Here is a 25,794-nt window from a genome sequence, read left to right as displayed (position 1 = left end):
TGTTCCATTTTAGAGATTTGTTTAAGATAAGATATAACTCATTGAGATGTGTCATAGTATTCGTCGTTAGAAAACAATTATTGTGACATTATTTCAATGAGTTATCTATTTTTGTCGTGTACAGAGAAATTTATTGAAATTTTTTCGGGTGCCTTGGCGCAAATCAAAATTTCGGAAAATACCTTGCGCGTGGTGGATTTTGGTTCAGGCAAAGGCTATTTAACTTTTGCGCTCTATGACTATTTGCAAAAGCAGCAATTTATTCCCTTTGTGACTGGGGTGGAACTAAACCCGAAAATGGTTGAGTTTTGTCAGTCGGTGGCGAGTGCTTCAGACTTTCAGCAGCTAGATTTTTTTCAGGGCGATGTGCGCACCTATCAGCCAGAACATTTAGATGTAATGATTGCTTTGCATGCCTGTGATGTCGCCACCGATTTTGCAATTCATACTGGTATTCGCCTGAATGCACAAATGATTATGTGCGCGCCGTGTTGCCATAAAGAGTTGCGTCCACAATTACAAAGCCCAAGCGTGTTGCAACCGATGCTGCAATTTGGCATTCATGCAGGGCAACAGGCGGAAATGTTAACCGATACCATCCGCGCTTTATTGCTCAAAGCCTATGGTTATGACACCAAAGTTTTTGAGTTTGTCGCTTTAGAACACACCAGTAAAAACAAAATGATTTTGGCAACCAAACGTCAAAATTGGAGTGAACCTGATCAAGCAGTTTTGGCACAAATTCGTGATTTAAAAACCATGTACGGTATTCAAAAACATTCTTTGGAGTTGTTGTTGAACGATCAGTGGGATCAACAGGGCATTGGTTCTAAGTGCTAAGCAAGATGGAACAGGATATAAAGATGCAAGATTATGAAATTCAATCGGGCACTTGGACACAATTTGCTGCAGAGGCCAAATCTATTCGTGAGCAAGTCTTTATTCAGGAACAGCGAATTGCGCCTGAAGATGAGTGGGATGCACAAGATGCAGTTGCCTTGCATTTTGTGGTCTATGCAACTGGACAGGCGATTGCAACAGCACGTTTACTGGAAAATCACAGTATTGGACGGGTCGCAGTGTTGAAATCACAGCGCGGTTTAGGTGTGGGACGTGTTTTAATGCAGCATATTATTCAGGTGGCAAAGCAGCAGCAACGTCCGTGGGTCAAGTTGTCTGCGCAGGAACACGCGATTCCGTTTTATCAAAGTTTGAGTTTTCAGGTTGAGGGTGAGTCGTATTTAGATTGTGGTATTCCGCATGTAGATATGCGATTGGTGTTTTAAATCAATTGTCGATCACTCTGATTTTAATCGTGCAAAATAAAAATCGCCATGATGGAATGTGATCATGGCGATTTCTTTTTATAAACTGTATGAACAGAGCCGCTAGCGCATATTAATGTCCATGTGCGGGTGCTGGCTCATGGTTTTCAGGCATATTGGCATGTTCTGTTTCAGTCATACCGTGTGCATCTGCAGTTTCAGCAGCCAAAGCTTCACGTGCTTCACGATCTGCTTGTGCTTTTGCCAATGCTTCTTGTGACATAGCTGGCGCATTTTTAAAGGCGTGTTGCTGAGTATTCTGCTTTTGTTGCTGGCTAGGCATGTAGTCAGGTTCATTCGTGACCGCTAACCAGAAAATAAACATGAAAATTCCACCCAAAATACAGAAAATAAAGAGTGCTTTCCAACCCCAAGGTGATTTTTCAGGAGTAAGGCGTTCGGTCATGTGCATCTACCCAATTTGAATCTAAATCTTAAAATTATGTAACTTTATAACATAAAATGCATGAAAAACGGATTAAATTCTATTTATGCAGGGATATTCATTGTAATTTTGAGCAAATAAAAAGAGGGATGATATATCCCTCCCAGATTGCTTTAAATTCGAAGTTTAGCTTTAAATGCTTTTAGCACCTGCAGCAACACGATCTTGCAAGATTTTAGGTGGGGTAAAACGCTCGCCATATTCAGCAGTAAGTTGCTGTGCTCGTGCCAAAGCCTGTGTTAAACCATATTGATTCAAAAATTGTAAAGCACCACCTGTCCATGCAGGGAAGCCAATGCCAAAAATTGAACCAACATTGGCATCAATGACAGATTCTAAAACACCTTCTTCCAAGCAACGTAAGCTGTCCAGTGCTTGTACAAATAAGAAACGGTTAATCATCTCTTGTTCAGCGATTTCGGTATTTTGATACCAATGACTTAATCCCGACCAAAGCTGTTTTTTACCCTGTTCAGGGTAGTCATAAAAGCCTGCACCTGCAGCTTTGCCTTTACGTGAGAATTGATGAATCATGGTTTGAATGACTTCATCTGCACTCGACAGTGGTCGGTCTTTTCCTTCGGCTTGCAGCGCCTTACGTGCTTCCTGTGCCACGTGTTCAGATAAGGTTAAAGATACTTCATCCTGAATAGCAAGTGGGCCAACAGGCATACCTGCTTTTAAAGCTGCCATTTCAATTTTGGCAGGATGTACGCCTTCTGCCAGTAAGCGCAAGCCTTCCTGCACAAAAGTGCCAAACACCCGACTGGTAAAAAAGCCGCGGCTGTCATTGACCACAATCGGTGTTTTACCAATCTGCTGCACAAAATCATAGGCCTTTGTCAAAGTATCGGTAGAGGTATTTTTTCCTTTAATGATTTCGACCAATGGCATTTTATCGACAGGGCTAAAGAAATGCAGTCCAATAAAACGCTGCTGGTCTTGCGCCGCTTGGGCAAGCCCGCTTATTGGCAAAGTTGAGGTATTGGATGCCATCACACCTTGTTCTGCCAGAAAAACTTCGGCTTCTTGAGTGACTTGCGCCTTGAGTGCGGGGTTTTCAAATACCGCCTCAATAATCAAATCACAGCCTTGTAAATCGGCAGCCTGTGCCGTTGGATGAATCTTGGCTAAGACTTGTGCCGCTCGCTCTGCACTTATACGACCTTGTGATACTTGTTTATCGAGTAGTTTTTGACTGTAAGATTTGCCTTTTTCAGCTTGTTCGATGGATACATCTTTCAGAACAACCGTAATACCTTTGCTTGCTGTGGCATAAGAAATGCCTGCACCCATCATGCCTGCACCTAAAATACCGACTTTTTGAGTTTGATGTGGTGCAATGCCTTGCGGACGGCCACTGCCCGATTTAATCGCATTCAGCCCATGCCAAAAGGTGCCAATCATATTTTTAGAAATTTGACCTGTTGCGAGCTGGGTAAAATAGCGAGATTCAATGCGTAAGGCTGTATCGACATCAACCTGCGCACCTTCTACTGCTGCACTCAAAATTGCTTCAGGCGCAGGGTAACAGCCTTTGGTTTTGTCGCGTAGCATGGCAGGAGCAATGGAAAGCATTTGCGCGACAGCAGGTGTAGATGGTGTTCCCCCAGGGATTTTATAGTCTTTGACATCAAATACTTGTTGTGATTGAGGATGTGCAAGAATCCAGTCTTGGGCTTTGCTGAGTAATTCTGTTTCATTTTCAGCAAGATCATGGATTAAACCTAAACTTTGTGCTTTTTCCACACTCAGCTGTTTGCCTTCCATCAACAGCGGCAGGGCAGTTTGTAAACCCAATAAACGTACCATCCGCACAATACCACCGCCACCAGGCAATAAACCTAAAGTCACTTCGGGTAAACCAAACTTGGTTTTTGTATCACGAATTGCAATACGATGATGACAGCACAGAGCAAGTTCCCATCCGCCGCCGAGTGCCGTGCCATTTAAGGCAGCTACCACAGGAATACCACGGGTTTCAATATAACGCAGCTGTGCTTTTAGGTTTTCAATCATCTGAAAAAATGAGCTGGCATGTTCAGGCTGTACTTGAATTAACTCATCTAAGTCACCGCCTGCAAAAAAGGTTTTTTTTGCAGAGGTAAAAATGATTCCCGCCACCTGTTCGTCTGCCTGTAACTTTTGCACCACTTGCGCTAATGCATCTCTAAAATCGGCATTCATGGTATTGGCAGATTGATTTGGTGAGTCAAAGGTTAGAGTGACAATATTATCGGCATTTTTTTGATAGTGAATGGCGCTCATTTTTATACTCCTTATACTCGCTCAATAATGGTGGCAATTCCCATCCCACCACCTACACATAATGTAGCCATGCCGCGTTTCTTATCTTGTCGTTCTAGCTCGTCCAGTAAAGTGCCTAAAATCATGGCACCTGTAGCGCCAAGTGGATGACCCAAGGCAATAGCACCACCATTCACATTGACTTTGGCGGGATCAACCTGAAGTTCTGTAATAAAACGCAGAACCACGGCTGCAAAGGCTTCATTGACTTCAAACAGATCAATATCTTCAATGTTCAGTCCTGCTTTGGCTAAGGCTTTGCGTGCTGCAGGCGCGGGTCCTGTGAGCATAATGGCAGGGTCTGTGCCAACCAGTGCGGTAGCAAGCACTTTGGCGCGTGGTTTTAAGTTGTGTTGTTGTACCGCTTGTTCCGATGCAATCAAGACCAATGCCGCGCCATCAACAATACCTGATGAATTGCCTGCATGATGCACATGATTGACTTGTCCTGCTTCAGGATATTTTTGCAGGGCAATCGCATCAAAACCCATTTGTCCCATATTGGCAAAACTCGGCTTGAGCTGTGCCAAGCTTTCAGCCGTGGTCTGTGGTTTGATAAATTCATCTTGTGCCAAAATCACCACACCTGCCTGATCTTTGACAGGTACAATCGAGCGCTCGAAATGTCCCTGTGCTTGTGCTGCTGCGGCTTTGTGCTGTGATGCTGCTGCAAATTGATCGACTTCTGTACGGCTATAGCCATCGAGTGTGGCAATTAAGTCAGCGCCAATACCTTGTGGAATAAAGTCACAAGCCATATTGGTTTCAGGGTCGAATGCCCAAGCACCACCATCGGAACCCATTGCCACGCGTGACATAGATTCCACACCACCTGCAACGATTAAATCTTCCCAACCCGAACGAACTTTTTGCGCTGCGAGGTTCACGGCTTCTAAACCTGAGGCACAAAAGCGGTTGATTTGTACCCCAGCAACATCATTGTCCCAACCTGCGGCAATCGCTGCGGTTTTGGCAATATCTGCACCCTGATCGCCAATTGGTGTGACACAACCCAAAACAATATCGTCTACTTGTGAGGTGTCTAGGTTGTGTCGTTGTTGCAATTCATTCAATAAGGTTGTGAGTAGGCGAATGGGTTTAACTTCGTGTAATGCGCCATCTTTTTTTCCTTTGCCGCGCGGAGTGCGAATAGCATCAATGATGTAGGCCTCGCTCATAATCAATCCCTTGTCGATAGTTTTCTTTATGATTGCTTTTGAGTGTAATCTGAAAATTTTGAAGTGCAATGACGAGAACGGTACAGGTCAGTGAGGTTTTTTGCTAATTGGGATGACGCAGTAATTTGGCAGAAAGATTGAAACTATAATAGAGCGATAAAAAAAGCCCTTGCGGTGTGCAAGGGCAATCGATTGGAATTACGAGTTATTGTGAATTGTCGATTCTAAATTAATGATAACCGTGCAACTGACGGTATAAACCAGGTGTGACGCCAGTCCACTTTTTGAAAGCACGGTGGAAAGTACTGGTTTCGCTAAAGCCAACTTGTTGTGCCACATCTTCAAGGGTAAGTTCAGGATTCAGCAATAGGTGAATCGCGGCATCACGGCGTAATGCATCTTTTACCCCTTGATAGCTTTTACCTTCTGCAGCCAAACGACGACGCAAGGTTTGTGGCGATAGGTACAGCATGGATGCAACATCGTTCAAGGTTGGCATTTCTTCGCCAATTTGGCTCTTTAACACGTCACGAATACGCGAAGTTAAAGAATTGGTGTTTTTGAATTTCACCAACAATTGCGCAGGCGCGGTTTTTAAGAATTCGTCTAAGGTTTCTTGGGTTTGACGAATTGGTAAATCCAAGTAGTCGGCAGCAAAGGTAATTTCGGTGCGTGGCATGTCAAATTGCATGACAGGCGCAAAGAACAGCGCATCGTATTCATCTGCATGTGCAGGACGTGGATAGCCAAAATGTACGCGCTCCAAAGGCAGGCGACGTTCAATCAGCCAAGATGCCAAGCCGTGCCAAATCATCAACATACTTTCAGTAATAAAGTGATCAGGATCCATAGCTTGTGGAATAGATGGTACCAAACGTGCTTCGTGTTTATCACGTTCTAAGGTAACCGACCAATCATCACCAAACAGTTTGTAGAATTGCGAAGAGAGTTCTAAGGCATCGCCCAGTGTTTTGGCGTGAATTACCAATTGGCACATGATCGCGAATGTACCCAAACGACGTGGCTGAGAATCAAAACCCACGTGTTCGTCTTGGGTCACCATCCACAACATTTTAATAAAGCGAGTATATTGTTCAGGTGAAATACGTGCTTTCGGTTGGCGCAGAAGTTCTGCCTCAATACCGACATGAGATAATAAGGTTTCGACATCCATGCCGAGTCGCTTAACACCCGTGAGCGCTGCATTTACAAAATGGATACTAATGGTATCTCTGCTCATGTTAAATCCTTCAGTCTCTTTTGTATTCACGTAAGCTTGACCTAAATGACGCTAAAAATTGAAATTGGCAATTTACAATACCAATTTTACTTATTTTACATAATAAATTGCCGAAATGATCAAGGTAAATGGCTGAACATGACATTGTGTTACAGTTTTGCTGTTTATAAGATGAACGGAAAATCAGTAAAAATCGAGTAATCACAACAATGACACATGCACTGAGCGGTTTAAAAGTTTTAGATTTTTCTACCTTATTGCCCGGCCCTTTTGCCAGTTTGTATTTGGCGGATATGGGTGCAGAGGTGATTCATATTGAATCGGCAACCCGTCCTGACTTAATTCGTTTATTTCCGCCCTATGCCAATGGACAAGCGACTTCGCACAGTTATTTGAATCGGAATAAACAGTCAATTACTTTGGATTTAAAATCCCCCGAAAGTATTCAGCTTATTCACGATAAAATTGCCGAATTCGATATTGTATTGGAACAGTTTAGACCAGGCGTGATGCAGCGTTTAGGGCTGGACTATGCCAGCTTGGCAAAAATTAATCCGCGACTGATCTATTGTTCCATCACAGGTTATGGACAAACAGGCGATTATCAACAAAGGGCAGGACATGACATCAACTATTTAGCCTTGTCTGGCATTGCGGGGCATAGTGGACGGCAAGCGGGTGGGCCGCCACCGCTCGGGATTCAAGTGGCCGATGTAGCAGGTGGATCATTGCATGCTTTGGTGGCAATTTTAAGTGCGGTGATTGAGCGTCAGCGCAGTGGTTTAGGGCAGTATATTGATATTTCGATGACCGATTGCGCTGCGACTTTAAACAATATGGCCGCTTCAGCAGTTTTGGCGGCACAGGTTCCTCAATATGCTGAGCAATCTTACTTAAATGGTGGCACCTATTATGACTATTATGAAACAGCAGATGGCCGTTATCTTTCAGTCGGTAGTTTAGAGCCGCAGTTTATGCAGGGTTTGGCACAGATTTTAAACTTACCGATACTTTTGGAAAAAGGTGCATCTTTAGATCCGCAAGAGCGCTTGCAAGTCAAACACGCTATTCAAGATAAAATTAAAACACAAAGTTTTGCCACATGGCAGCAGGTATTCGCGCAACATGATGTCTGCGTTGAACCTGTATTTACTTTAGATGAAGCCTTACATTCACCTTTGGCACAGCAACGCGGTTGGACAGTAGAAGTTCCTATTCAGCAGAATGCCGAAAAAACTGAAACTCAGTTGGCGTGTCCAATTAAATTTTCACGTTCTCAAATGCGTTACGATTATATCGGGCAGGCTTTGGGTGCAGGGCAGTGGTCATCTCAGATTAAAAATCAGGATGAAGATAAAGCCAAGTCATAACCACAGGTAATCAATAAAAGTTCGAACAGATGCTATAGCAGAAAAAGTGCTAAAGCATGCACTATTTTGTGATAGCTCTATAAAAAGCCTGTAAATTTTGGCAAAGGCTTACAGGCTGTGATGTTGCAATGGCTTATCAATAAAACCGCTAAGAAATATGTAAAAAACACATTTTGTTGATAGATTGAATCTCGCTATGCTGTCAGCCGTGATAATAGAAATGACTAGCTGTACGCCATGTATTTATATACTGATTTCGATCAGCAACTGATTAATGAACGTGTTGCACAGTTCCGCGACCAAACGGAACGTTATTTAGCAGGCAAATTGACTGAGGATGAATATCGTCCATTGCGTCTGCAAAATGGTTTGTATGTACAACGCTATGCGCCAATGTTGCGTATTGCGGTGCCTTACGGTCTGATGAACTCTAAGCAATTGCGTAAAGTTGCGCAGCTTGCCAAAGACTATGACCGTGGCTATGCGCACGTATCAACACGTCAAAATATTCAGTTTAACTGGCCTGCACTGGAAAATGTGCCTGACATGCTGGCAGAGCTTGCAACCGTACAAATGCACGCAATTCAGACTTCGGGTAACTGTATTCGTAATACCACCACAGACCAGTATTCAGGTGTCGTGGCGGGCGAAATTGCTGACCCACGTCCAACCTGTGAATTAATTCGTCAGTGGTCGACTTTCCACCCTGAATTTGCCTTCTTGCCACGTAAATTCAAAATTGCGGTGTCTGCACTGGAAGAAATTGACCGTGCTGCGACTGCATTTCATGACATTGGCGTCTATATTGTTAAAAATGAAGCAGGCGAAATTGGCTATAAAATTAAAGTTGGTGGCGGCTTAGGTCGTACTCCAATTATCGGTAGCTTTATTCGTGAGTTCTTGCCACGTGAAGATTTGATTGCTTACTTAGAAGCTATTTTACGTGTTTATAACTTGCATGGTCGTCGCGACAATAAATATAAAGCACGTATCAAGATTTTGGTAAAAGCCTTAACTCCAGCCGTATTTGCAGAAAAAGTTGAAGCTGAATTTGCACATACAGTGAAAACTTTAAAAATTGATGCAGAAACTTTGCAGAAAATGGATGAAAACTTCACGCCATTTGCTTATCAAAACTATGCCGATGAAGATTTTAGTGAACTGTTTGCACAGTATCCAAAATTCAAGCAATGGTTCAACATCAATACCAATGCGCATAAAGTACAGGGTTACCGCATTGTCACGATTTCTTTAAAACGTGCGGGTATTGCACCAGGTGACATGAGCACCGAAGAAATGAATTTGATTGCAGACTTGGCCGATCAATATACCTTTGGTGAGTTGCGTACCACACATGAGCAAAACATTGCTTTGGTGGATGTACCACAAAAAGACCTGTTTGCATTGTGGCAAGTGCTCGATGCCAATAACTTGGCGCGCGCGCATATTGGCTTTATTACCGATATTATTTGCTGTCCGGGTGGTGATTTCTGTTCACTTGCCAATGCCAAATCTATTCCAATTTCAGAAGCCATTTCACGCCGTTTTGATGATTTGGATACCATTTATAATCTTGGCAAACTGGATTTAAATATTTCAGGTTGTATGAACGCTTGTGGTCATCACCACGTTGGTAATATCGGGATTTTAGGTGTCGATAAAAAAGGCGCGGAATTCTACCAAATCACTTTGGGCGGGCATGCAGACCATGATGCGTCAATCGGTGATATTTTAGGGCCATCTTTTGCTGCTGAAGTGATTCCTGATGTGGTGGAAGAAATTTTAAATACCTACTTAGATTTGCGTAGTGAAGGTGAAGACTTCATCGACACTTATCGCCGTGTCGGCATTCAACCATTTAAGGAGCGCGCTTATGCTTAATACTGCACTACCTGTGCTCGCAAAAGATGGCACGATTGCAGACAATACTTATCAAGTGATTGCTGAAGATGCAGCATTACCGCAAGGTGATGTGGTGCTCAGCGTTGAACAGCTTGATCAGTTGGCACAAATTTCAGGTAAAAAAGCCCTATATTTAACGGTAGATGCTTCGCCTGAAAACCATGAATTTCCATTGGCAGAACTGGATGCAATTTTTATTGAATTTTCAGGTTTTAACGATGGCCGTGGTTATTCTTTTGCGGCATTGTTACGCCGTCAAGGCTTTCAGGGTGAACTTCGCGCAGTCGGTGATGTCTTTAAAGACGTCTTAAATTATATGAAACGTGCAGGTTTCGATACTTTCGTGATTAAAGAAGGTAAAGATGTGCAAGAAGCTGCAGCAGGTTTGGCGGACTTTACCCATCCTTATCAAGCTTCTACCGCAGTGCCAAAACCAAATTATCAAACAGGTGCGTAATATATTGATGATGGATTTCATCGAAATGTAGATAGATTTTATCGAAATATCGCGGTTCACACATTTACAAACAGCCTGCCATGTGCAGGCTTTTTGTTTGCCTTAAAATGATCAAACGGCTTGTTTTATCGCACTTCTTAATGATTTAATTTACCGCAAAGTGCTGTAGTATAAGCACGCTGATGTAGCATCGCAGTCTTATGTAGGCATTATTTTTACATTATCAAAAATCAATCAAGACGATAATTTGATGTGATTATCCTCTGATTTATTTTTCAATTTTTTCATGATGAAGTGATTTGTCTTTATGCAAAATTCTATCCGTATTGGTATTGCTGGTTATGGCAACTTAGGTCGTGGTGTTGAAACGGCGATTCATAAAAACCCAGATTTACAATTGGTGGGTATTTTTACCCGTCGTGCGCCTGAAAGCGTTTCACCATGTTTTGCTGAAACAGCAGTGTTTCACATGGATTCATTGTCAGATTTTCAAGACAAAATTGATGTGCTGATTTTATGTGGTGGTTCAAAAGACGACTTGCCACAACAAGGTCCAGTATTGGCAAGCCAATTTAATATTGTCGATAGTTTCGATACGCATGCACGTATTCCTGAATATTATGCATCTGTAGATGCACCTGCGACAGCGAACAAGAAAACTGCACTCATCTCAATTGGTTGGGATCCAGGCATGTTCTCGATTAATCGTTTATTTGGTGAAGCGTTGTTACCAGATGGTGAAACCTATACTTTTTGGGGTAAAGGTTTAAGTCAGGGTCACTCAGATGCCATTCGTCGTGTTGATGGTGTAAAAGCAGGTGTGCAATATACCATTCCATCGAATGATGCCATTGAACAAGTGCGTAGCGGTGCGCGTCCTGTATTAAGCACCAAAGATAAACATACTCGTGAATGTTATGTCGTACTTGCAGAAGGTGCCGATGCTGCTGCGGTAGAGCAAGCGATTGTGACCATGCCAGATTATTTCGCTGACTACAACACAACCGTAAATTTCATTGATGAAGCGACTTTAGCCAAAGATCACCAACGCATGCCACATGGTGGTTTTGTCATTCGCAGTGGTAATACCAGCGATGAACAAAAACAAGTGCTTGAATTCTCATTGAAGTTAGACAGCAATCCTGAGTTTACCGCGAGTATTTTGGTGGCTTATGCACGTGCTTGCTATCGTTTAAACCAAATGCAGCAATATGGTGCAAAAACTGCTTATGATGTTGCGCCAGGTTTATTGTCAATGAAATCGCCTGAACAGTTGCGTGCAGAATTGCTCTAAACTTTTTAAAGCTATAAGCAAAAAGACGAATCAATGATTCGTCTTTTTACTTTTTGAATAAAGAAGGGTTAGGGAATGACTTTATTCAATCTACCTCAATCCCTCTTTACGAAATAGGGGTTGCAAGGCACTTAAAGTAATTCAATCGCGACCGCAGTTGCTTCACCACCACCAATACAGAGAGCAGCCACACCACGCTTGCCACCTGTACGTTTAAGCGCATGAATCAAAGTTAGGATAATACGTGAACCTGTAGAACCCACAGGATGCCCAAGCGCACATGCACCACCGTTGATATTCACTTTTGCAGGATCAAGCTTGAACTCATCCATTGGGCACATGGTGACCATGGCAAAAGCTTCATTAATTTCCCATAAATCTACATCTGCAACTTGCCAACCCGCTTTATCCAATACTTTTTGAATCGCAGCAACAGGGGCGATGGTGAACTCAGATGGGTGTTGTGAATTGGTGGCATAAGCCACAATTTTTGCTAATGGTTGTAAACCTTTATTTGCTGCATTTTCTGCAGACGTTAGGACTAAGGCTGAAGCACCATCTGAAATTGAGCTGGCATTGGCTGCGGTAATCGTGCCATCTTTGGCAAAAGCTGGACGAAGGGTTGGGATTTTTTCAATATTGGCATTAAACGGTTGTTCATCTTTATCTACAATGACATCGCCTTTACGAGTTGTAACTGTCACAGGGACGATTTCATCAGCGAAATAGCCTTCATTGACTGCAGTTTGTGCACGTTTGAGTGAGCGAATCGCAAAGTCATCCATTTGTTGGCGTGTGTAACCTTTGCTATTGGCCATATCTTGTGCGAATGAGCCCATTAAACGCCCTGTTTCTGCATCTTCTAAGCCATCTAAGAACATGTGGTCTTTAACATCACCGTGTCCCATGCGGTAACCCGCACGTGCTTTAGTCAGAATATAAGGTGCATTACTCATTGACTCCATACCACCAGCGACAATGATTGAGGCAGAACCTGCTTTGATTGCATCGGCTGCTTGCATGACAGCTTTCATGCCCGAACCACACAGTTTATTGATGGTCACTGCACCTGTTGAATCTGGTAAACCTGCTTGACGCATCGCCTGACGAGCAGGGCCTTGTTTTAGGCCAGCAGGCAAAACACAGCCCATAATGACTTCTTCGATATCTGTGGGTTGCAGACCTGCGCGTTGAATTGCGGCTTGAATACTTGCTGCACCCAGCTCAGGTGCAGTCAGTGTGGCTAAACTGCCTTGAAAGCCACCCATTGCAGTGCGTGCACCATTTATAATAACGATATCCGTCATTTTATTCTCCCAATTTATATGTGCTTTTGTCTAGATTGAATTCCAAGCTGGAATAGATCACTTCTGCAGTATAGGCAAAAAAAGATGAGAATAAAGTGACAATGTAAAGATCATTTAGACTGCTGAGTTAACATATATTGATGTCTTCAGTTCGGGTTTGCCCCATTTTACTGAGTACTAAGCGCTTGCTTGTAAGGTGAGTGGAACAGTAAAAGAAGCTACCATTTGAGCCGATCGGCAAACCTTGTTGAGCATTAAAAGTCACACTAGGAATGTTTAAAGTTCCACGCCAATCCAAGGTTCCGTATTTAAGTGCAGTTTTTTCTGTATAAAGAATGTATTCACTGTCGTCAATTTGGCGGTTTCGATTACGATCCATAAAAATCAAAAAACCAGTATTCCAGTTTTGGTTGCTACATTGAACAAAGTTTTGTGTAGGACAAATCACCACATTGCTGTGATGGGTGAAGGCATGAGAGCGTGCTATTTTTAGGCTGGACTGTAATGAATACTGAATTCGTTTGAGTTCTTGTTCTGCCATCAGCTGATGAAAATGTGGCAGGGCAATCATGACTAAAATCGCACTAATCGCTAACGTGACGATCAATTCAAACAGCGTGAAGCCGTTTTTTCTTACATTCGACATAAGTCTTTACCTGTTATTGTTATGTTTTTTTATGATTAATTTGAGTAATTTGTTGTTTTATAGTGCTTTATCTGCTGTATAATAAATATTAAACAACTTTCGAGAAAGCTGTTAAAATAAAGCGCAAGAAAGATAAGCTATTCACAATAAAAAATTGAGTAGAAAGTTACCGAATTACAACGGAAATTGTAAGTAATTTTGTCAATAATTTACTTGATTAAAATTATCAAGCACTTGGAAAAGTAATAAAGTGTTTGTATGATTCAAAGTGACTAGCTTAAAAATAATACTGGGGTATAAGAAAGCCTATCTCAGGGTAGTCGAAAATTTAGGCTTGAGCTTGAACAACAATTGTTATCTCTGGAGGATAAATCCATGAAAATGAGTCGTATTGCATTAGCAATGCTCGTAGCTGCTCCTTTAGCTGCTGCAAACGCGGGCGTAACTGTTACCCCATTAATGCTTGGTTATACTATGTTTGATACACAGCATAATAATGGTGGTAATGATGGTAGTTTAACAAGTAGCGTAGAGCTTGATGATGACCTGTTCGTTGGTGCAGCACTTGGTGTTGAGCTTACTCCTTGGTTAGGTTTTGAAGCTGAATATAGCCAAATCAAAGGTGATGCCAGCAACGGTGGTGAATACAAGGGTCAAAATATCGCAGGTAACTTCTATGCGACTTCTGATTTAATCACTAAAAACTACGACAGCAAAATCAAGCCATACGTATTGTTAGGTGCTGGTCATTATAAATATGACGTAGAAGGCGCTAATGGTGTAGGTTATATCCGTGATGGTGAAGAAGGTACTTTAGGTAATGCTGGTGTTGGTGCGTTCTTCCGTTTGAACGATGCTTTATCTCTTCGTACTGAAGCACGTGGTACTTACCACTTTGATGAGCAATTCTGGAACTACACAGCTTTAGCTGGTCTTAACGTAGTTCTTGGTGGTCACTTGAAGCCAGCTGCTCCTGTAGTAGAAGTTGCCCCAGTTGAAACCGTTGCTCCAGTTCAACCAGCTCCACAAGAGTTGACTGAAGACCTGAACATGGAACTTCGTGTGTTCTTTGATACGAACAAATCAAACATCAAAGATCAGTACAAGCCAGAAATCGCTAAAGTTGCTGAGAAGTTAGTTGAATATCCAAACGCTACTGCTCGCATCGAAGGTCACACTGACAACACTGGTCCACGTGCATTGAACGAACGTTTATCTTTAGCGCGTGCGAACTCTGTTAAATCTTCACTTGTAAATGAATACAATGTAGATCCAGCTCGTTTGTCTACTCAAGGTTTCGCTTGGGATCAACCGATTGCTGACAACAACACTAAAGAAGGTCGTGCTATGAACCGTCGTGTATTCGCGACGATCACTGGCAGCCGTACAGTGACTGTTGAACAACAAGCTCAATAATTTGAGTTAAGTTGAAAAAACGACTCTTCGGAGTCGTTTTTTTTATGCTTATTTTTATGAAATATATTGACTAAAGAGTGCCTGAAATGATTTACATTCAATACTTTTAAAAAATATTGTAAAAGTATGATTTTTAAAATAAAGAGTAAATAAGGTAGAGGCAGATGGTGCTTAATATTTCGGTCTGTTGACTCGTAAACTTAGTCGAATTTTTATACCAAGTTTATCGTTAATTCATTTAAAAACTCCAAAGCGTCGTCGCAGATCAAACTTTTAAAATATGGACTCGATGTCTATCAGTCGATCAAATCGTTGTTTAACGATTATAAAATCAACATTGAGCAGTTTGTGGCGTGATCTCTCGCCGTAATATTGATAACAAAATATGTTGTAACTCGAATTTGCTTGAAATTTACGCTAAAAAAACAGCCAAATGTTGACTGTTTTTTGAATCTTAGCTTCTCAAATGAAATGCAATAGAAGAAGAATTTTTTTAGTCATGATCAGGGTGTAGTGGTTTCACATCCATATCCTGATATGCAATCAGTTTGGTTTTGTGTTTCCATTTATAGCCTAACCAAATGACCAAGAACAAAAGAATACCAATATAAGTCGATAAAACAGCGAGCCATTCACCATCAAGTACAGCTTGGTAGTTTTGCCCTAATACAACAATCGCACATAAAATAAAGGCAAACCATGGCGCAAAAGGGAAGAATTTGGCGCGGTAATCTAAGTCTTCAAGTTTGTAGCCTTGTGCCAGATAGCCTTTACGGAAGCGATAATGCGATACAGCAATTCCGAGCCAAACGATAAAACCACACATGCCTGACATATTCAGAAGCCAGTTAAATACTTGTTTTTCACCAATAAATGTTGTTAAAAAACATAGTGCAGCGATTGCTGTTGTGGCATACAGTGCATTCATTGGGACGCCACGAGCATCTAAGCGGGCAAAAGCTTTTGGTGCACTGCCTTTACGTGCCATATCAAATAGCATACGGGTCGATGAATACATGCCCGAGTTCCCTGCAGAAAGAATCGCAGTTAAAATCACCGCATTCATGACACTTGCAGCAAAGGCAAAGCCTGCTTGCTCATATAATAAAGTAAACGGAGAGAGCGCAATGTTATCGGTGGCGGCTGCTTGAAGTAAACGTGGGTCATCATAGGCGATTAACGTGCCAATAATGAAAATACACACGATATAAAACAACAAAATACGCCAGAAGATTTGTTTGATTGCAATAGGAATGGTTTTCTTAGGATTTTTAGATTCACCCGCTGCAACGCCCACCATTTCAGTCCCCTGAAATGAGAATCCTGCAATCATCGCCACACCAATTAAGGCAGACAATCCACCTACAAATGGAGCTTCACCTTTGCTCCAATTGGCGAAAGTAGCGACATCTGGAGTCAGCATGATTTTTACAATCATGAATATACCAATGATGATGAAGGCGACAATCGCAAGGACTTTGACCAGCGAGAAGAAAAACTCTGATTCACCAAATCCTTTTACGGTTAATGCATTAATTCCAAATACAACCGCTAGAAATAACGCACTCCAATAGAAACCAGGAATATCTGGAAACCAGAATTTCATAATGAATTGTACCGCTACTAATTCAAATGCAACCGTAATGGCCCAGTTGTACCAATAGTTCCAGCCTAGCGCAAAACCGAAACCACCTTCGACATATTTACTGCCATAGGTAAAGAACGCGCCTGAAGTTGGATTATGCGTTGCAAGTTCGCCTAGACTGGTCATCAAGAAATAAATCATCACACCAATGAGTGCATAGGCCAGTAATGCACCGCCTGGGCCTGCATTAGCGATGGTTGCACCCGAGGCAAGGAACAAACCTGTACCAATCGAGCCACCAATGGCAATCATGTTTAAATGACGTGCACCGAGTTTACGCTGTAACTGTCGATTGTTTTGAGTTTCGCTCATCATGCATCCTTCGTATTTTTTTGTGTACTGGCAAACAGTACTTTAAAGCCTTGTTGATCTGCCTTGATTGTGCATTGACCAAAACTTTGTTCAATTAATAGCGGGTAATTCAAAAAGCGGTTGGCTACAATCCAAAGTTCACCACCCGATTTCAAATGACGACGTGAAGTTTTACATAGGGTTTCACTGGCATCGTAATCGGTCTGAATACCTTGATGAAATGGGGGATTGCTGACAATGGCATGTAAAAACAGCGGGGCATCCTGAATGCCTGTCACGGCTTTAATTTCAAGTTGTTGTGGATTGAGCTGATTTTTTTCAAACGTCATTTGCGTTGACGCTAAAGCAAAGGCATCGACATCTAAGGCAAAAATACGATTTTCAGGGTTAAGTTTGGCTAAGTAAGCACTGATCACACCCGCACCACAGCCAAAATCTGCAATTTTCCCAGCAGTAACCTGATTCAAATAAGGCAGTAATACAGCCGTGCCAACATCCAAGTGTTTTTGGCTAAATACACCCGGCAAGGCACAAATCTGTAAATCACCTTTAGGTGTAGCAACGGTATAGTTTTGCGCCCAATCTGCTAAAGCCTTATTTTGAACCTTGCAGTCTAAAATCAGTTGCCAAAGTTGGCAGTGGCGTGCGCTATCTAGCTTGAGTGTTTTGCCATAAGGTTGTAATTGCTTTGCAGCCCGCTCAATTCCTGCTTTCTTTTCACCCACTAAAAATACGCTACTGCCTTGTGGGAGTTGTGCGGCAATGGTGTGAATTAGGTAATTAAGTAATTCCTTAGATTTCGGTACAAAAATAACCGCCTGATCAAATTCACCTTCAGGCAATTCTGCACCAAAATGCACTTGCGCTTGTTGATTTTGAAAGTATTGATAGTCGTTGAAATTCCATGTCCAGACAGAGGCTTGGATTGAGTCACCCAATTCTGCGAGGAGTTGATCGGTTGGGGCATTGATCAGTAGAACACGACCAGACAAATAGTCATATTGTCTGAGTAAAACTTCGCTTTGGGGGTTCATGGTTCTCTCTCCAATAGAAAAACACTGTCTAAGTTCAGCTCAGACAGTGTTTTTTGGACATGCAATTACTTTTTAGTTTCAGGAAGCACAATATTTAAAATGAGTGCTGCAATACCGCCTGTGGCAACGCCTGAGCTGAAAATATTACGGAATAATTCAGGTAAGTGTTCCAAAATTTGTGGCACTTGTGCAACACCTAAGCCTAAGCCAAGAGAAATTGCAATAATCAGTAAGGCACGACGATCTAGCTGTACCCCTGAAAGAATGTTGATACCTGAAGCTGCGACAGCACCAAACATCACCATTACAGCACCACCTAGAACTGCTTGAGGTACTGCCTGAATCACGCCTGCAACTGCAGGGAGTAGACCTAAAATAATCAGCAGTGCTGCAATCCAAATTCCTACATAACGGCTGGCAACACCTGTAAGTTGAATCACGCCATTGTTTTGGGCAAATACCGAACTTGGGAAGGTGTTGAAAATACCTGCCAAGAATGAGTTAGCGCCATTTACCAATACACCGCCTTTAATGCGTTGCATCCACTGTGGGCCATCGACAGGTTGATTGGAGAGTTTAGAGGTCGCGGTAATATCACCAATGGCTTCCAGTGAAGTCACCAAATAAATAAATGCCAATGGAATGAATAAGCTCCAAGAGAAATCCAGTCCAAAATGCATTGGTGTTGGAACTTGTACCAGAGGCGCATCTTTCAGACCTGAAAAGTCAAGATGACCCATCATGCCTGCCATTGCATATCCAATCACCAAGGCAATTAAAATGGCAGAGCTTTTAATCCATGTGATATTGATGCGGTTCAAAATAATAATAATGGCCAAGACTGTGCACGACATAATCAGGTTGTCAGTATTGGCAAAAGTATTATTGCTCATGGCTTGATAGCCACCGCCCATACTAATTAAACCTTCTTTAATAAGGGTTAGACCAATTAACAGCACCACAATACCAGTGACCAATGGGGTAATCAGCTTTTTGACCCACGGTAAAATTTGCGATACGCCCATTTCAATAAACGAACCTGCAATGACCACGCCAAAAATTGCCGCCATGACCGATTCAACAGGTGTGCCTGCGGCGACCATAGCAGAGCCGATCCCAATAATGGGGCCAATAAAGTTAAAACTGGTGCCTTGCACAATGAGCAAACCTGCACCAAAAGGGCCGACTTTTTTACATTGTAAAAAGGTTGCAATGCCTGAAATGACCAAAGACATTGACAAGATCATGTTGGTATCTTGTTTGGAAACACCTAAAGCCAAGCAAATTAAGAGACCTGGTGTGACAATTGGAACAATAATTGCCAGTAAATGCTGAAAAGCTGCTAAAAAAGCGATGAATGGTTTTGGACGGTCATTCAGACCATAGACCAAATCGAGCTGGTCTTTTGGGTGGGGAGAGTGGTTTAAATCAGACATGAGTCATAAAAAATTGCAAAAGTGGCGCTATTCTAATCGAGTTACACAGCTTTACAAAACCCAAAGCACGCCACTCATCAAAAAAAATTGTGTGTGTCAATAAAGTGTCACTATAAAACTTTAGTATTTTTCTGTATAATTTGCCCTCAAATTTATAGCGTATTGAATTTAAATGTCTGATATTAAAACTCTCCGCAACATCGCAATTATTGCGCACGTTGACCACGGAAAAACAACTCTTGTGGATAAACTTTTACAACAATCGGGCGCACTCGGTGAACGAGCGGGCGAGATTGAGCGTGTCATGGATTCAGGCGCTATTGAAAGTGAACGTGGTATTACCATTCTTGCAAAAAACACTGCAATCAAATGGTTAGACAAACGTACTGATACTGAATACCGCATTAACATTGTGGACACCCCGGGACACGCCGACTTCGGTGGCGAAGTTGAACGTGTAATGTCGATGGTTGACTGCGTATTACTTCTTGTAGACTCTCAAGAAGGCCCAATGCCACAAACTCGCTTTGTAACGCAAAAAGCCTTTGCACGTGGTTTGAAGCCAATCGTGATCATCAACAAGGTAGATAAGCCAAACGCACGTCCAGACTGGGTAATTGATCAAGTATTTGACTTGTTTGATAACTTGGGTGCAACTGATGACCAATTAGACTTCCCAATCGTATATGCATCAGGCTTACGTGGTGTTGCTGGTCCTGCACCAGACGAATTAGCGGAAGATATGACACCGTTATTCCAAACAATTGTAGATATCGTCGAGCCACCAGCAGTTGATGTTGATGGTCCATTCCAAATGCAAGTCTCTTCACTTGACTATAACAGCTTCGTAGGTGTTATTGGTGTTGGTCGTATTCAACGTGGTTCAGTGAAATTAAATACACCTGTAACCGTGATTGACCAAGAAGGTAAAACACGTAACGGTCGTATCTTAAAAATCATGGGTTACCATGGTTTAGAGCGTGTTGATGTTGAATCTGCTTCTGCAGGCGACATCGTATGTGTAACAGGTATGGACGAACTGCATATTTCTGACACGATTTGTGATCCGAAAAATGTAGAAGCTTTACCGCCGCTTTCTGTAGACGAACCAACCGTATCGATGACTTTCCAAGTTAACAACTCACCTTTTGCGGGTAAAGAAGGTAAGTTTGTGACTTCACGTAACATCCGTGAACGTCTTGACCGTGAATTGATTCATAACGTTGCACTTCGTGTAGAAGATACTGACAGTCCAGACCGTTTCAAAGTATCTGGTCGTGGTGAGCTTCACCTTTCTGTATTGATTGAAAACATGCGCCGTGAAGGCTTCGAAATGGGTGTATCTCGTCCGCAAGTCATCTTGAAAGAGATTGATGGCGAAATGCAAGAACCATACGAAAACGTGACTTTTGACGTGGAAGAACAGCACCAAGGCGCTGTGATGGAACAAATGGGTAACCGTAAAGGTGAGATGACCAATATGGAAGTAGACGGTAAAGGCCGTATCCGTATTGAAGCCACTGTGCCTTCACGTGGTTTAATTGGTTTCCGTTCTGAATTCATGACCATGACTTCAGGTACAGGTATCATGACGTCAAGCTTCTCACACTATGGCCCAATGAAAGCAGGTCAAGTTGCCAAACGTCAAAACGGTGTGTTGATCTCTATGGTTCAAGGTACGTGCTTGGGTTATGCATTGTTCAGCTTGCAAGACCGTGGTCGTTTATTCGCCAAGCCTCAGTTAGAAGTTTACGAAGGTATGATCATTGGTATTAACTCTCGTTCAGATGATATGGTGGTTAACCCAACCAAAGCGAAACAGTTAACAAACGTACGTGCTTCTGGTACTGATGATGCGTTGACACTGGTACCTGCAATTGAATTCACGCTTGAACAAGCGCTTGAATTTATTGAAGATGATGAGCTGGTTGAAGTAACGCCAAAGTCAATTCGTATCCGTAAGCGTTACTTGACTGAAAACGAACGTAAACGTAACCGTTCTGGTAAATAAGTTTTAAAAATGATGTTGTCCTCATGCGGGGCAGCAAAATTTAAAAATGCCATCAATTTATTGATGGCATTTTTTTGTTTAAAATTAGCAAAGCAATATATAAAAGCAGATGATTTCCGAGTAAATTACGTGGAAATGAAGCTATAAAATTAATGTATACTTCGTCACATAAATTAAAGTCAAAAAAAAACTGGAGATTTAAATGAGTATTATTCAAGAGTTCCGCGAGTTTGCGGTAAAAGGCAACATGATCGACTTGGCTGTCGGTGTGATTATTGGTGGGGCATTTGGTAAAATTGTTGACTCATTAGTGAAAGATATCATCATGCCATTGATTACTGTGATCACTGGCGGTGGTGTGGATTTCACACAAAAGTTCTTTGTTTTGGGCGATAACCCAAACAATTTACAGTCTTTAGATGAGTTAACCAAAGCAGGTGTAAATGTCCTGACCTATGGTAACTTCCTTACGATTTTAATTAACTTCATTATTTTGGCATGGGTGGTGTTCTTAATGGTGAAAATGATTAATCGTATGCGCCGTAAACAAGAAGAAGCAGCGCCAGAACCAGCAGCAACGCCAGAAGATATCGCGTTGCTACGTGAAATTCGTGATGAATTGAAAAAACGTCAATAATTTTTAATACGCAATCAAAACAAACGGCGCTTTATGCGCCGTTTGTTTGCACCCTATTCTCTAGGATGGAGAGGCGCTGAAGGCATAAAAATTACATCCGAAACTTTACTTCTACCAAATGAAAACCAAACTGACTTTTTACAGGTCCGTGTAGTACGCGTTCTGCTGCGGTAAACACTAATTTATCAATGACGGGTACCAATTGTCCTTTTTTGACCTCACCCAATTCCCCACCTTTTTTTCCTGAAGAGCAGGTCGAAAATTGTTTGGCAATTTTGGCAAAATCAGCACCTGATTGAATCCGCTTTTTCAGTTGTTCACAGGTTTCTTTATCTTTCACTAAAATATGACGCACAATAGCGGTTCTCATACTTTTTTACCTCGTTTGCTTGTTGCAGCTTTAGTCGAAGTGAGTACTTTTTTCAAAGGCTGACATTCAGGACAAAATACCGAGGCACGTTGGCCCAGTTTTAAATTTTCTAGTGTGGTTTCACAGTTCACACACATTTCACCTGCACGTCCATACGCCAACAAGGTTTGTTGGAAATAGCCATTTTCGCCCATCGCATTGCTGTAATCACGTAAGGTCGAACCGCCTAAATCAATCGCTTGTTTTAAAATGCGTTTGATTTCGAGCACTAGTTTTTCAATCTGTTTCAAACTGAGTGATGATGCAGGTTGTGCAGGGTGAATACCTAAATTAAACAGACTTTCCGTGGCATAAATATTGCCCACACCCACCACGACATGGTTATCCATAATTGCAACTTTGATGCCAACATTTTTGTTTTTGAGCTTCTGTGCAAGATAGTCGGGGTTAAAGGCATCACTCAACGGCTCAGGGCCAAGTGGATCTATCAGTTTGCGTTGAGAGCTTTCATTTAGCCATAAAATACAGCCAAAGCGACGTGGGTCGTGGTAGCGCAATTGTATATCTTCAAACTGAATAATCAAATGGTCGTGTTTGCGTAAATCTTCCTGCGCATCGCAAAGACGAAAACTGCCCGACATGCCTAAATGCCACAACATGCTGTCCTGTTCAAATTGCGCCAGAATGTATTTGGATCTGCGGGTCAATTGCAGTAATTTTTGTCCTGTGAGTTTATGTAGGTTTTCTGGAATGGGCCAGCGTAAATTGGCTTGACGTACTTCTACATTCAGGACTTTTTGATCAAGTAGCGGCAATAGACTAGTTTTGGTAGTTTCAACTTCTGGTAATTCTGGCATGGTACAAATTCAATCCGCTTTTAGAAATTAAGCAGGCAAGGATATACAGTAATGCGCTTAATATTGGGCATTATCCATAGAATACAAGCCATAGTGTGCTGTCGCAAAATTATTCTGTGTAAAACAAAAGCAGGCTTTGCAAAAACCATACAACACGTTATAAATAAATCATTTTTAAACATCTATTATAGAAAAACCATCTAAAACAGATGGCAGATTCTGAGTGATTACTTCTTTTTTATTTAATGATTCGCTTTTGGTGAATCGCACTGTATGAGGGCTTGCAGCGTGACATTACTTTTTCAGCCGATTCAATTTGGATCACTGCAACTTGCCAACAAAATTATTATCGCTCCGATGTGTCAATATTCTGCCAATGAACAAGGTGAGTTGAGCTATTGGCATGAGCAGCAATGGGCAAATTATGCCTTGTCGGGTGCAGGGATGTGCATTGTAGAAGCCACCGCAGTACAGGCTGAAGGGCGTATCAGCTATGCAGATTTAGGCTTATGGAATGACATGCAGCGTGCGCAGCTTAAAGCCTTATTGCATAAAGTTAAAAGTTTATCGCCTATGCCATTTGCTGTGCAGTTGGCACATGCGGGACGTAAAGCCTCAACCGATAAACCTTGGCAGGGCAAAGGTCAGTTTAGCCCAAGTGATGCACATGGTTGGCAGACTGTATCGGCCAGTGAGTTACCATTTCAACCGCACGAACATCCTCCGCATGCTTTAACGCAAGATGAAATTCAACAGGTGATTGCAGACTTTGCCAGTGCCGCAGTACGAGCGGTGGATGCAGGTTTTGATTTAATCGAAATTCATGCTGCACATGGTTATTTGCTGCATCAATTTATGTCACCACTGTCTAATCACCGCCAAGATGAATATGGCGGCAGTTTGGAAAATCGGATTCGCCTTACATTGGAAGTATTTCAAGCGATTCAAAATGCTGTTCCACAAGGCTATCCAATTGGGGTGCGAATTTCTGCAACAGACTGGATGGATGATGCAGAGGGTTGGAATGTGGAATCTTCAGTAGGTTTGGCAAAAGCACTGGAGCATTTAGGTGCGGCTTATATTCACGTGTCGAGCGGTGGTTTGCATGTCGATCAAAAAATTGATTTACATGCGGGTTATCAAACACCATTTGCACATGCCATTAAGCAAGCTGTAAAAATTCCTGTAATTGCGGTGGGTTTGATTACCGAAGCGATGCAGGCAGAAGGTATTTTGCAATATGAACAGGCCGATGCGATTGCGATCGCACGTGCGATTTTATATGACCCTCGTTGGCCATGGCATGCTGCGGCAGAATTGGGTGAAAAAATTGAGATTGCCCCGCAATATTTGCGCTGTCAGCCGCATGGGTTTCGTACTTTATTTGCGCCGTTTAAATCCACAGATACGGAAGTGGAATCCTAATATTTTATCTGCTTAAAATAAGTGAAACTTAAACTATTTTGCCGTGCTTTATAGGGAGATTCGGTGTAAGGTAAATCAGTAAAAACCATGTCGATCATGGGCAACACTGAAAAAGGATGTCAGGGTGTTACTGAGTATTTTATTTCCCATTTGTACCGTAGTACTGTTGGGATATTTTGCCATCAGAAGCCAATTTATTGAAACCAGTGCGATTCAGTTTCTAGGTCAATTTGTCATGAAAGTGGCGTTGCCTGCATTTCTATTGCAGGCATTGGCCAGTAAAAGTTTGTCAGAAATCTGGCATCCTGCTTATTTCTTAGGTTACGGTGGCGGTTCTATTCTGCTGTTTATCTTTGCCTTTTTACTGTATCGGCATTATTTTAATTCAAACTTAACCCATGCCAGTGTCTTGGCAATGGGTGCATCAATGTCAAATACAGGGTTTATTGGCACTGCTATTTTGACTTTGTTGATTGGCAGTCAGTCCGCAATTTATTTGTCTTTAACTTTAATTGTAGAAAACCTGATTATTGTGGCCATTATGCTAATTTTGGCAGAACGTGGGCTGCAATCTACAACAAAACCAGGCTGGCAACTTTATTTGGAAACCTTGCAGCGTTTACTGAAAAATCCTGTAATTTTATCCATTTTATTGGGTATGCTGTGCGTATTGTTGAATTTCAAACTGCCGCAAGCTATTGCACAAGTGCTGGAAATGTTGGGCAAAACTGCTTCACCTTTGGCTTTATTTGTGATTGGTGGAAGTTTGGTCGGCATGCAAATCAAGTCGGTGAATTTGCAAAGTATTGTTTTGGTTGCATTCAAAGTATTGCTGATGCCACTCACGATTTTTGGAATTTTATGGGCATTAGATGTGAACCGAGAAATGCTATTTGTCGGGACTTTGCTTGCGGCTTTACCAATGCCAATTGCCTTTGGTATTTTCGGGCAGCACTATGGTTTACATGAAAAAGCCTTAGCCCCCTTGGTGTTGAGTACAGTTTTTGGTTTTGTGATGGTGGCGATTTTATTGACACAATCGGGTAAGTATTTTTGACATACTCCCACCACTTTCGTTTTCACTCAAGTGGGGGATTCTAAAAGCAAAGCTCTTAGGCGACTTCCTCACGGATTTCGCTTGCTTTCTGCTTCTTAGGGCGACCTTTACCGCATCCACCCT

Annotated in this window: 21 protein-coding genes and 1 pseudogene; 11 read left to right on the top strand and 11 right to left on the bottom strand. The window is 42.1% G+C overall.

The window, feature by feature from the left end:
• Positions 1-126: 126 nt before the first annotated feature.
• Both FTU98_RS12310 and FTU98_RS12305 read left to right on the top strand, forming a co-directional pair.
• Positions 127-840, top strand: a pseudogene (locus FTU98_RS12310) (SAM-dependent methyltransferase); the annotation flags it as partial.
• Positions 841-863: 23 nt separating this feature from the next.
• Positions 864-1,286: a GNAT family N-acetyltransferase gene (locus tag FTU98_RS12305; protein ID WP_180051485.1), complete on the top strand. Its 423-nt coding sequence runs from the start codon at positions 864-866 to the stop codon at positions 1,284-1,286.
• A gap of 112 nt (positions 1,287-1,398) precedes the next feature.
• Here FTU98_RS12305 and FTU98_RS12300 read toward each other — a convergent pair whose 3' ends face one another.
• From FTU98_RS12300 to FTU98_RS12285, 4 genes are all read right to left on the bottom strand, one after another.
• A complete protein-coding gene (locus FTU98_RS12300) occupies positions 1,399-1,731 on the bottom strand; it encodes a hypothetical protein (protein WP_004972453.1) in 333 nt (110 codons plus the stop codon).
• 171 nt (positions 1,732-1,902) lie between these two features.
• Positions 1,903-4,038 carry a 3-hydroxyacyl-CoA dehydrogenase NAD-binding domain-containing protein gene (locus FTU98_RS12295; protein WP_180051484.1) on the bottom strand — a complete coding sequence of 712 codons (2,136 nt, stop codon included), beginning with the start codon at positions 4,036-4,038 and terminating at the stop codon, positions 1,903-1,905.
• Positions 4,039-4,049: 11 nt separating this feature from the next.
• Positions 4,050-5,255 carry an acetyl-CoA C-acetyltransferase gene (locus FTU98_RS12290; protein WP_096901568.1) on the bottom strand — a complete coding sequence of 402 codons (1,206 nt, stop codon included), beginning with the start codon at positions 5,253-5,255 and terminating at the stop codon, positions 4,050-4,052.
• Between the two features lie 229 nt (positions 5,256-5,484).
• Positions 5,485-6,495, bottom strand: coding sequence for an AraC family transcriptional regulator (locus tag FTU98_RS12285; protein ID WP_004972448.1), 1,011 nt, complete (start codon positions 6,493-6,495; stop codon positions 5,485-5,487).
• Positions 6,496-6,704: 209 nt separating this feature from the next.
• Between FTU98_RS12285 and FTU98_RS12280 the strand changes: the two genes are divergently transcribed.
• The 4 genes from FTU98_RS12280 to FTU98_RS12265 all read left to right on the top strand — a co-directional run bounded on the left by FTU98_RS12280 (position 6,705) and on the right by FTU98_RS12265 (position 11,518).
• Positions 6,705-7,865, top strand: coding sequence for a CaiB/BaiF CoA-transferase family protein (locus FTU98_RS12280; protein WP_154321018.1), 1,161 nt, complete (start codon positions 6,705-6,707; stop codon positions 7,863-7,865).
• Between the two features lie 237 nt (positions 7,866-8,102).
• Positions 8,103-9,746 (top strand): nitrite/sulfite reductase, encoded by a 1,644-nt coding sequence (locus FTU98_RS12275; protein ID WP_154321017.1) that lies wholly within the window; start codon positions 8,103-8,105, stop codon positions 9,744-9,746.
• Positions 9,739-10,224 carry a DUF934 domain-containing protein gene (locus FTU98_RS12270; RefSeq protein ID WP_004972443.1) on the top strand — a complete coding sequence of 162 codons (486 nt, stop codon included), beginning with the start codon at positions 9,739-9,741 and terminating at the stop codon, positions 10,222-10,224. Before FTU98_RS12275 ends, FTU98_RS12270 begins: the two co-directional genes overlap by 8 nt.
• A gap of 307 nt (positions 10,225-10,531) precedes the next feature.
• Positions 10,532-11,518 carry a diaminopimelate dehydrogenase gene (locus tag FTU98_RS12265; RefSeq protein WP_004972441.1) on the top strand — a complete coding sequence of 329 codons (987 nt, stop codon included), beginning with the start codon at positions 10,532-10,534 and terminating at the stop codon, positions 11,516-11,518.
• A 131-nt stretch (positions 11,519-11,649) separates the two neighbouring features.
• Here FTU98_RS12265 and FTU98_RS12260 read toward each other — a convergent pair whose 3' ends face one another.
• Positions 11,650-12,825 (bottom strand): thiolase family protein, encoded by a 1,176-nt coding sequence (locus tag FTU98_RS12260; protein WP_154321016.1) that lies wholly within the window; start codon positions 12,823-12,825, stop codon positions 11,650-11,652.
• A gap of 127 nt (positions 12,826-12,952) precedes the next feature.
• Positions 12,953-13,471 (bottom strand): GspH/FimT family pseudopilin, encoded by a 519-nt coding sequence (locus tag FTU98_RS12255; RefSeq protein WP_154321015.1) that lies wholly within the window; start codon positions 13,469-13,471, stop codon positions 12,953-12,955.
• Positions 13,472-13,846: 375 nt separating this feature from the next.
• Here FTU98_RS12255 and omp38 point away from each other — a divergent pair, with 375 nt between their 5' ends.
• Entirely contained in the window at positions 13,847-14,887 is a 1,041-nt protein-coding gene (gene omp38 / locus FTU98_RS12250) for an outer membrane protein Omp38 (RefSeq protein ID WP_154321014.1), read from the top strand.
• Positions 14,888-15,380: 493 nt separating this feature from the next.
• Here omp38 and FTU98_RS12245 read toward each other — a convergent pair whose 3' ends face one another.
• The 3 genes from FTU98_RS12245 to FTU98_RS12235 all read right to left on the bottom strand — a co-directional run bounded on the left by FTU98_RS12245 (position 15,381) and on the right by FTU98_RS12235 (position 19,314).
• A complete protein-coding gene (locus FTU98_RS12245) occupies positions 15,381-16,844 on the bottom strand; it encodes an amino acid permease (RefSeq protein ID WP_154321284.1) in 1,464 nt (487 codons plus the stop codon).
• Positions 16,844-17,878: a methyltransferase gene (locus FTU98_RS12240; protein ID WP_154321013.1), complete on the bottom strand. Its 1,035-nt coding sequence runs from the start codon at positions 17,876-17,878 to the stop codon at positions 16,844-16,846. Before FTU98_RS12240 ends, FTU98_RS12245 begins: the two co-directional genes overlap by 1 nt.
• Positions 17,879-17,943: 65 nt before the next feature.
• Positions 17,944-19,314 carry a uracil-xanthine permease family protein gene (locus FTU98_RS12235; RefSeq protein ID WP_154321012.1) on the bottom strand — a complete coding sequence of 457 codons (1,371 nt, stop codon included), beginning with the start codon at positions 19,312-19,314 and terminating at the stop codon, positions 17,944-17,946.
• Between the two features lie 172 nt (positions 19,315-19,486).
• On the opposite strand from FTU98_RS12235, the gene typA reads away from it, so the two are divergent.
• Together typA and mscL are read left to right on the top strand one after the other, a co-directional pair.
• Positions 19,487-21,325 (top strand): translational GTPase TypA, encoded by a 1,839-nt coding sequence (typA, locus tag FTU98_RS12230; protein ID WP_180051483.1) that lies wholly within the window; start codon positions 19,487-19,489, stop codon positions 21,323-21,325.
• Positions 21,326-21,527: 202 nt separating this feature from the next.
• Complete coding sequence (gene mscL / locus FTU98_RS12225) at positions 21,528-21,962, top strand: large conductance mechanosensitive channel protein MscL (protein ID WP_004972423.1); 435 nt, start codon at positions 21,528-21,530, stop codon at positions 21,960-21,962.
• Between the two features lie 91 nt (positions 21,963-22,053).
• On the opposite strand, the gene FTU98_RS12220 is transcribed toward mscL, so the two are convergent.
• A complete protein-coding gene (locus tag FTU98_RS12220; RefSeq protein WP_096901561.1) occupies positions 22,054-22,332 on the bottom strand; it encodes a peptidylprolyl isomerase in 279 nt (92 codons plus the stop codon).
• The gene (gene mutM / locus FTU98_RS12215; RefSeq protein ID WP_004972419.1) at positions 22,329-23,189 is read right to left on the bottom strand and encodes a bifunctional DNA-formamidopyrimidine glycosylase/DNA-(apurinic or apyrimidinic site) lyase; all 861 of its coding nucleotides are present in this window, start codon (positions 23,187-23,189) and stop codon (positions 22,329-22,331) included. Before mutM ends, FTU98_RS12220 begins: the two co-directional genes overlap by 4 nt.
• 288 nt (positions 23,190-23,477) lie before the next feature.
• Between mutM and FTU98_RS12210 the strand changes: the two genes are divergently transcribed.
• Both FTU98_RS12210 and FTU98_RS12205 read left to right on the top strand, forming a co-directional pair.
• Positions 23,478-24,614, top strand: a complete 1,137-nt coding sequence (locus tag FTU98_RS12210) for an NADH:flavin oxidoreductase/NADH oxidase (RefSeq protein ID WP_179994319.1) — start codon at positions 23,478-23,480, stop codon at positions 24,612-24,614.
• Between the two features lie 124 nt (positions 24,615-24,738).
• Entirely contained in the window at positions 24,739-25,671 is a 933-nt protein-coding gene (locus FTU98_RS12205) for an AEC family transporter (protein ID WP_179994318.1), read from the top strand.
• The last annotated feature ends 123 nt before the right edge of the window (positions 25,672-25,794 follow it).

This window comes from Acinetobacter sp. YH12211 (assembly GCF_013418015.1).
Taxonomy (GTDB): Bacteria; Pseudomonadota; Gammaproteobacteria; order Pseudomonadales; family Moraxellaceae; genus Acinetobacter; species Acinetobacter towneri.
Note: the sequence above shows the minus strand (reverse complement) of the source record. Positions and strands in the feature narration are given on the sequence as shown.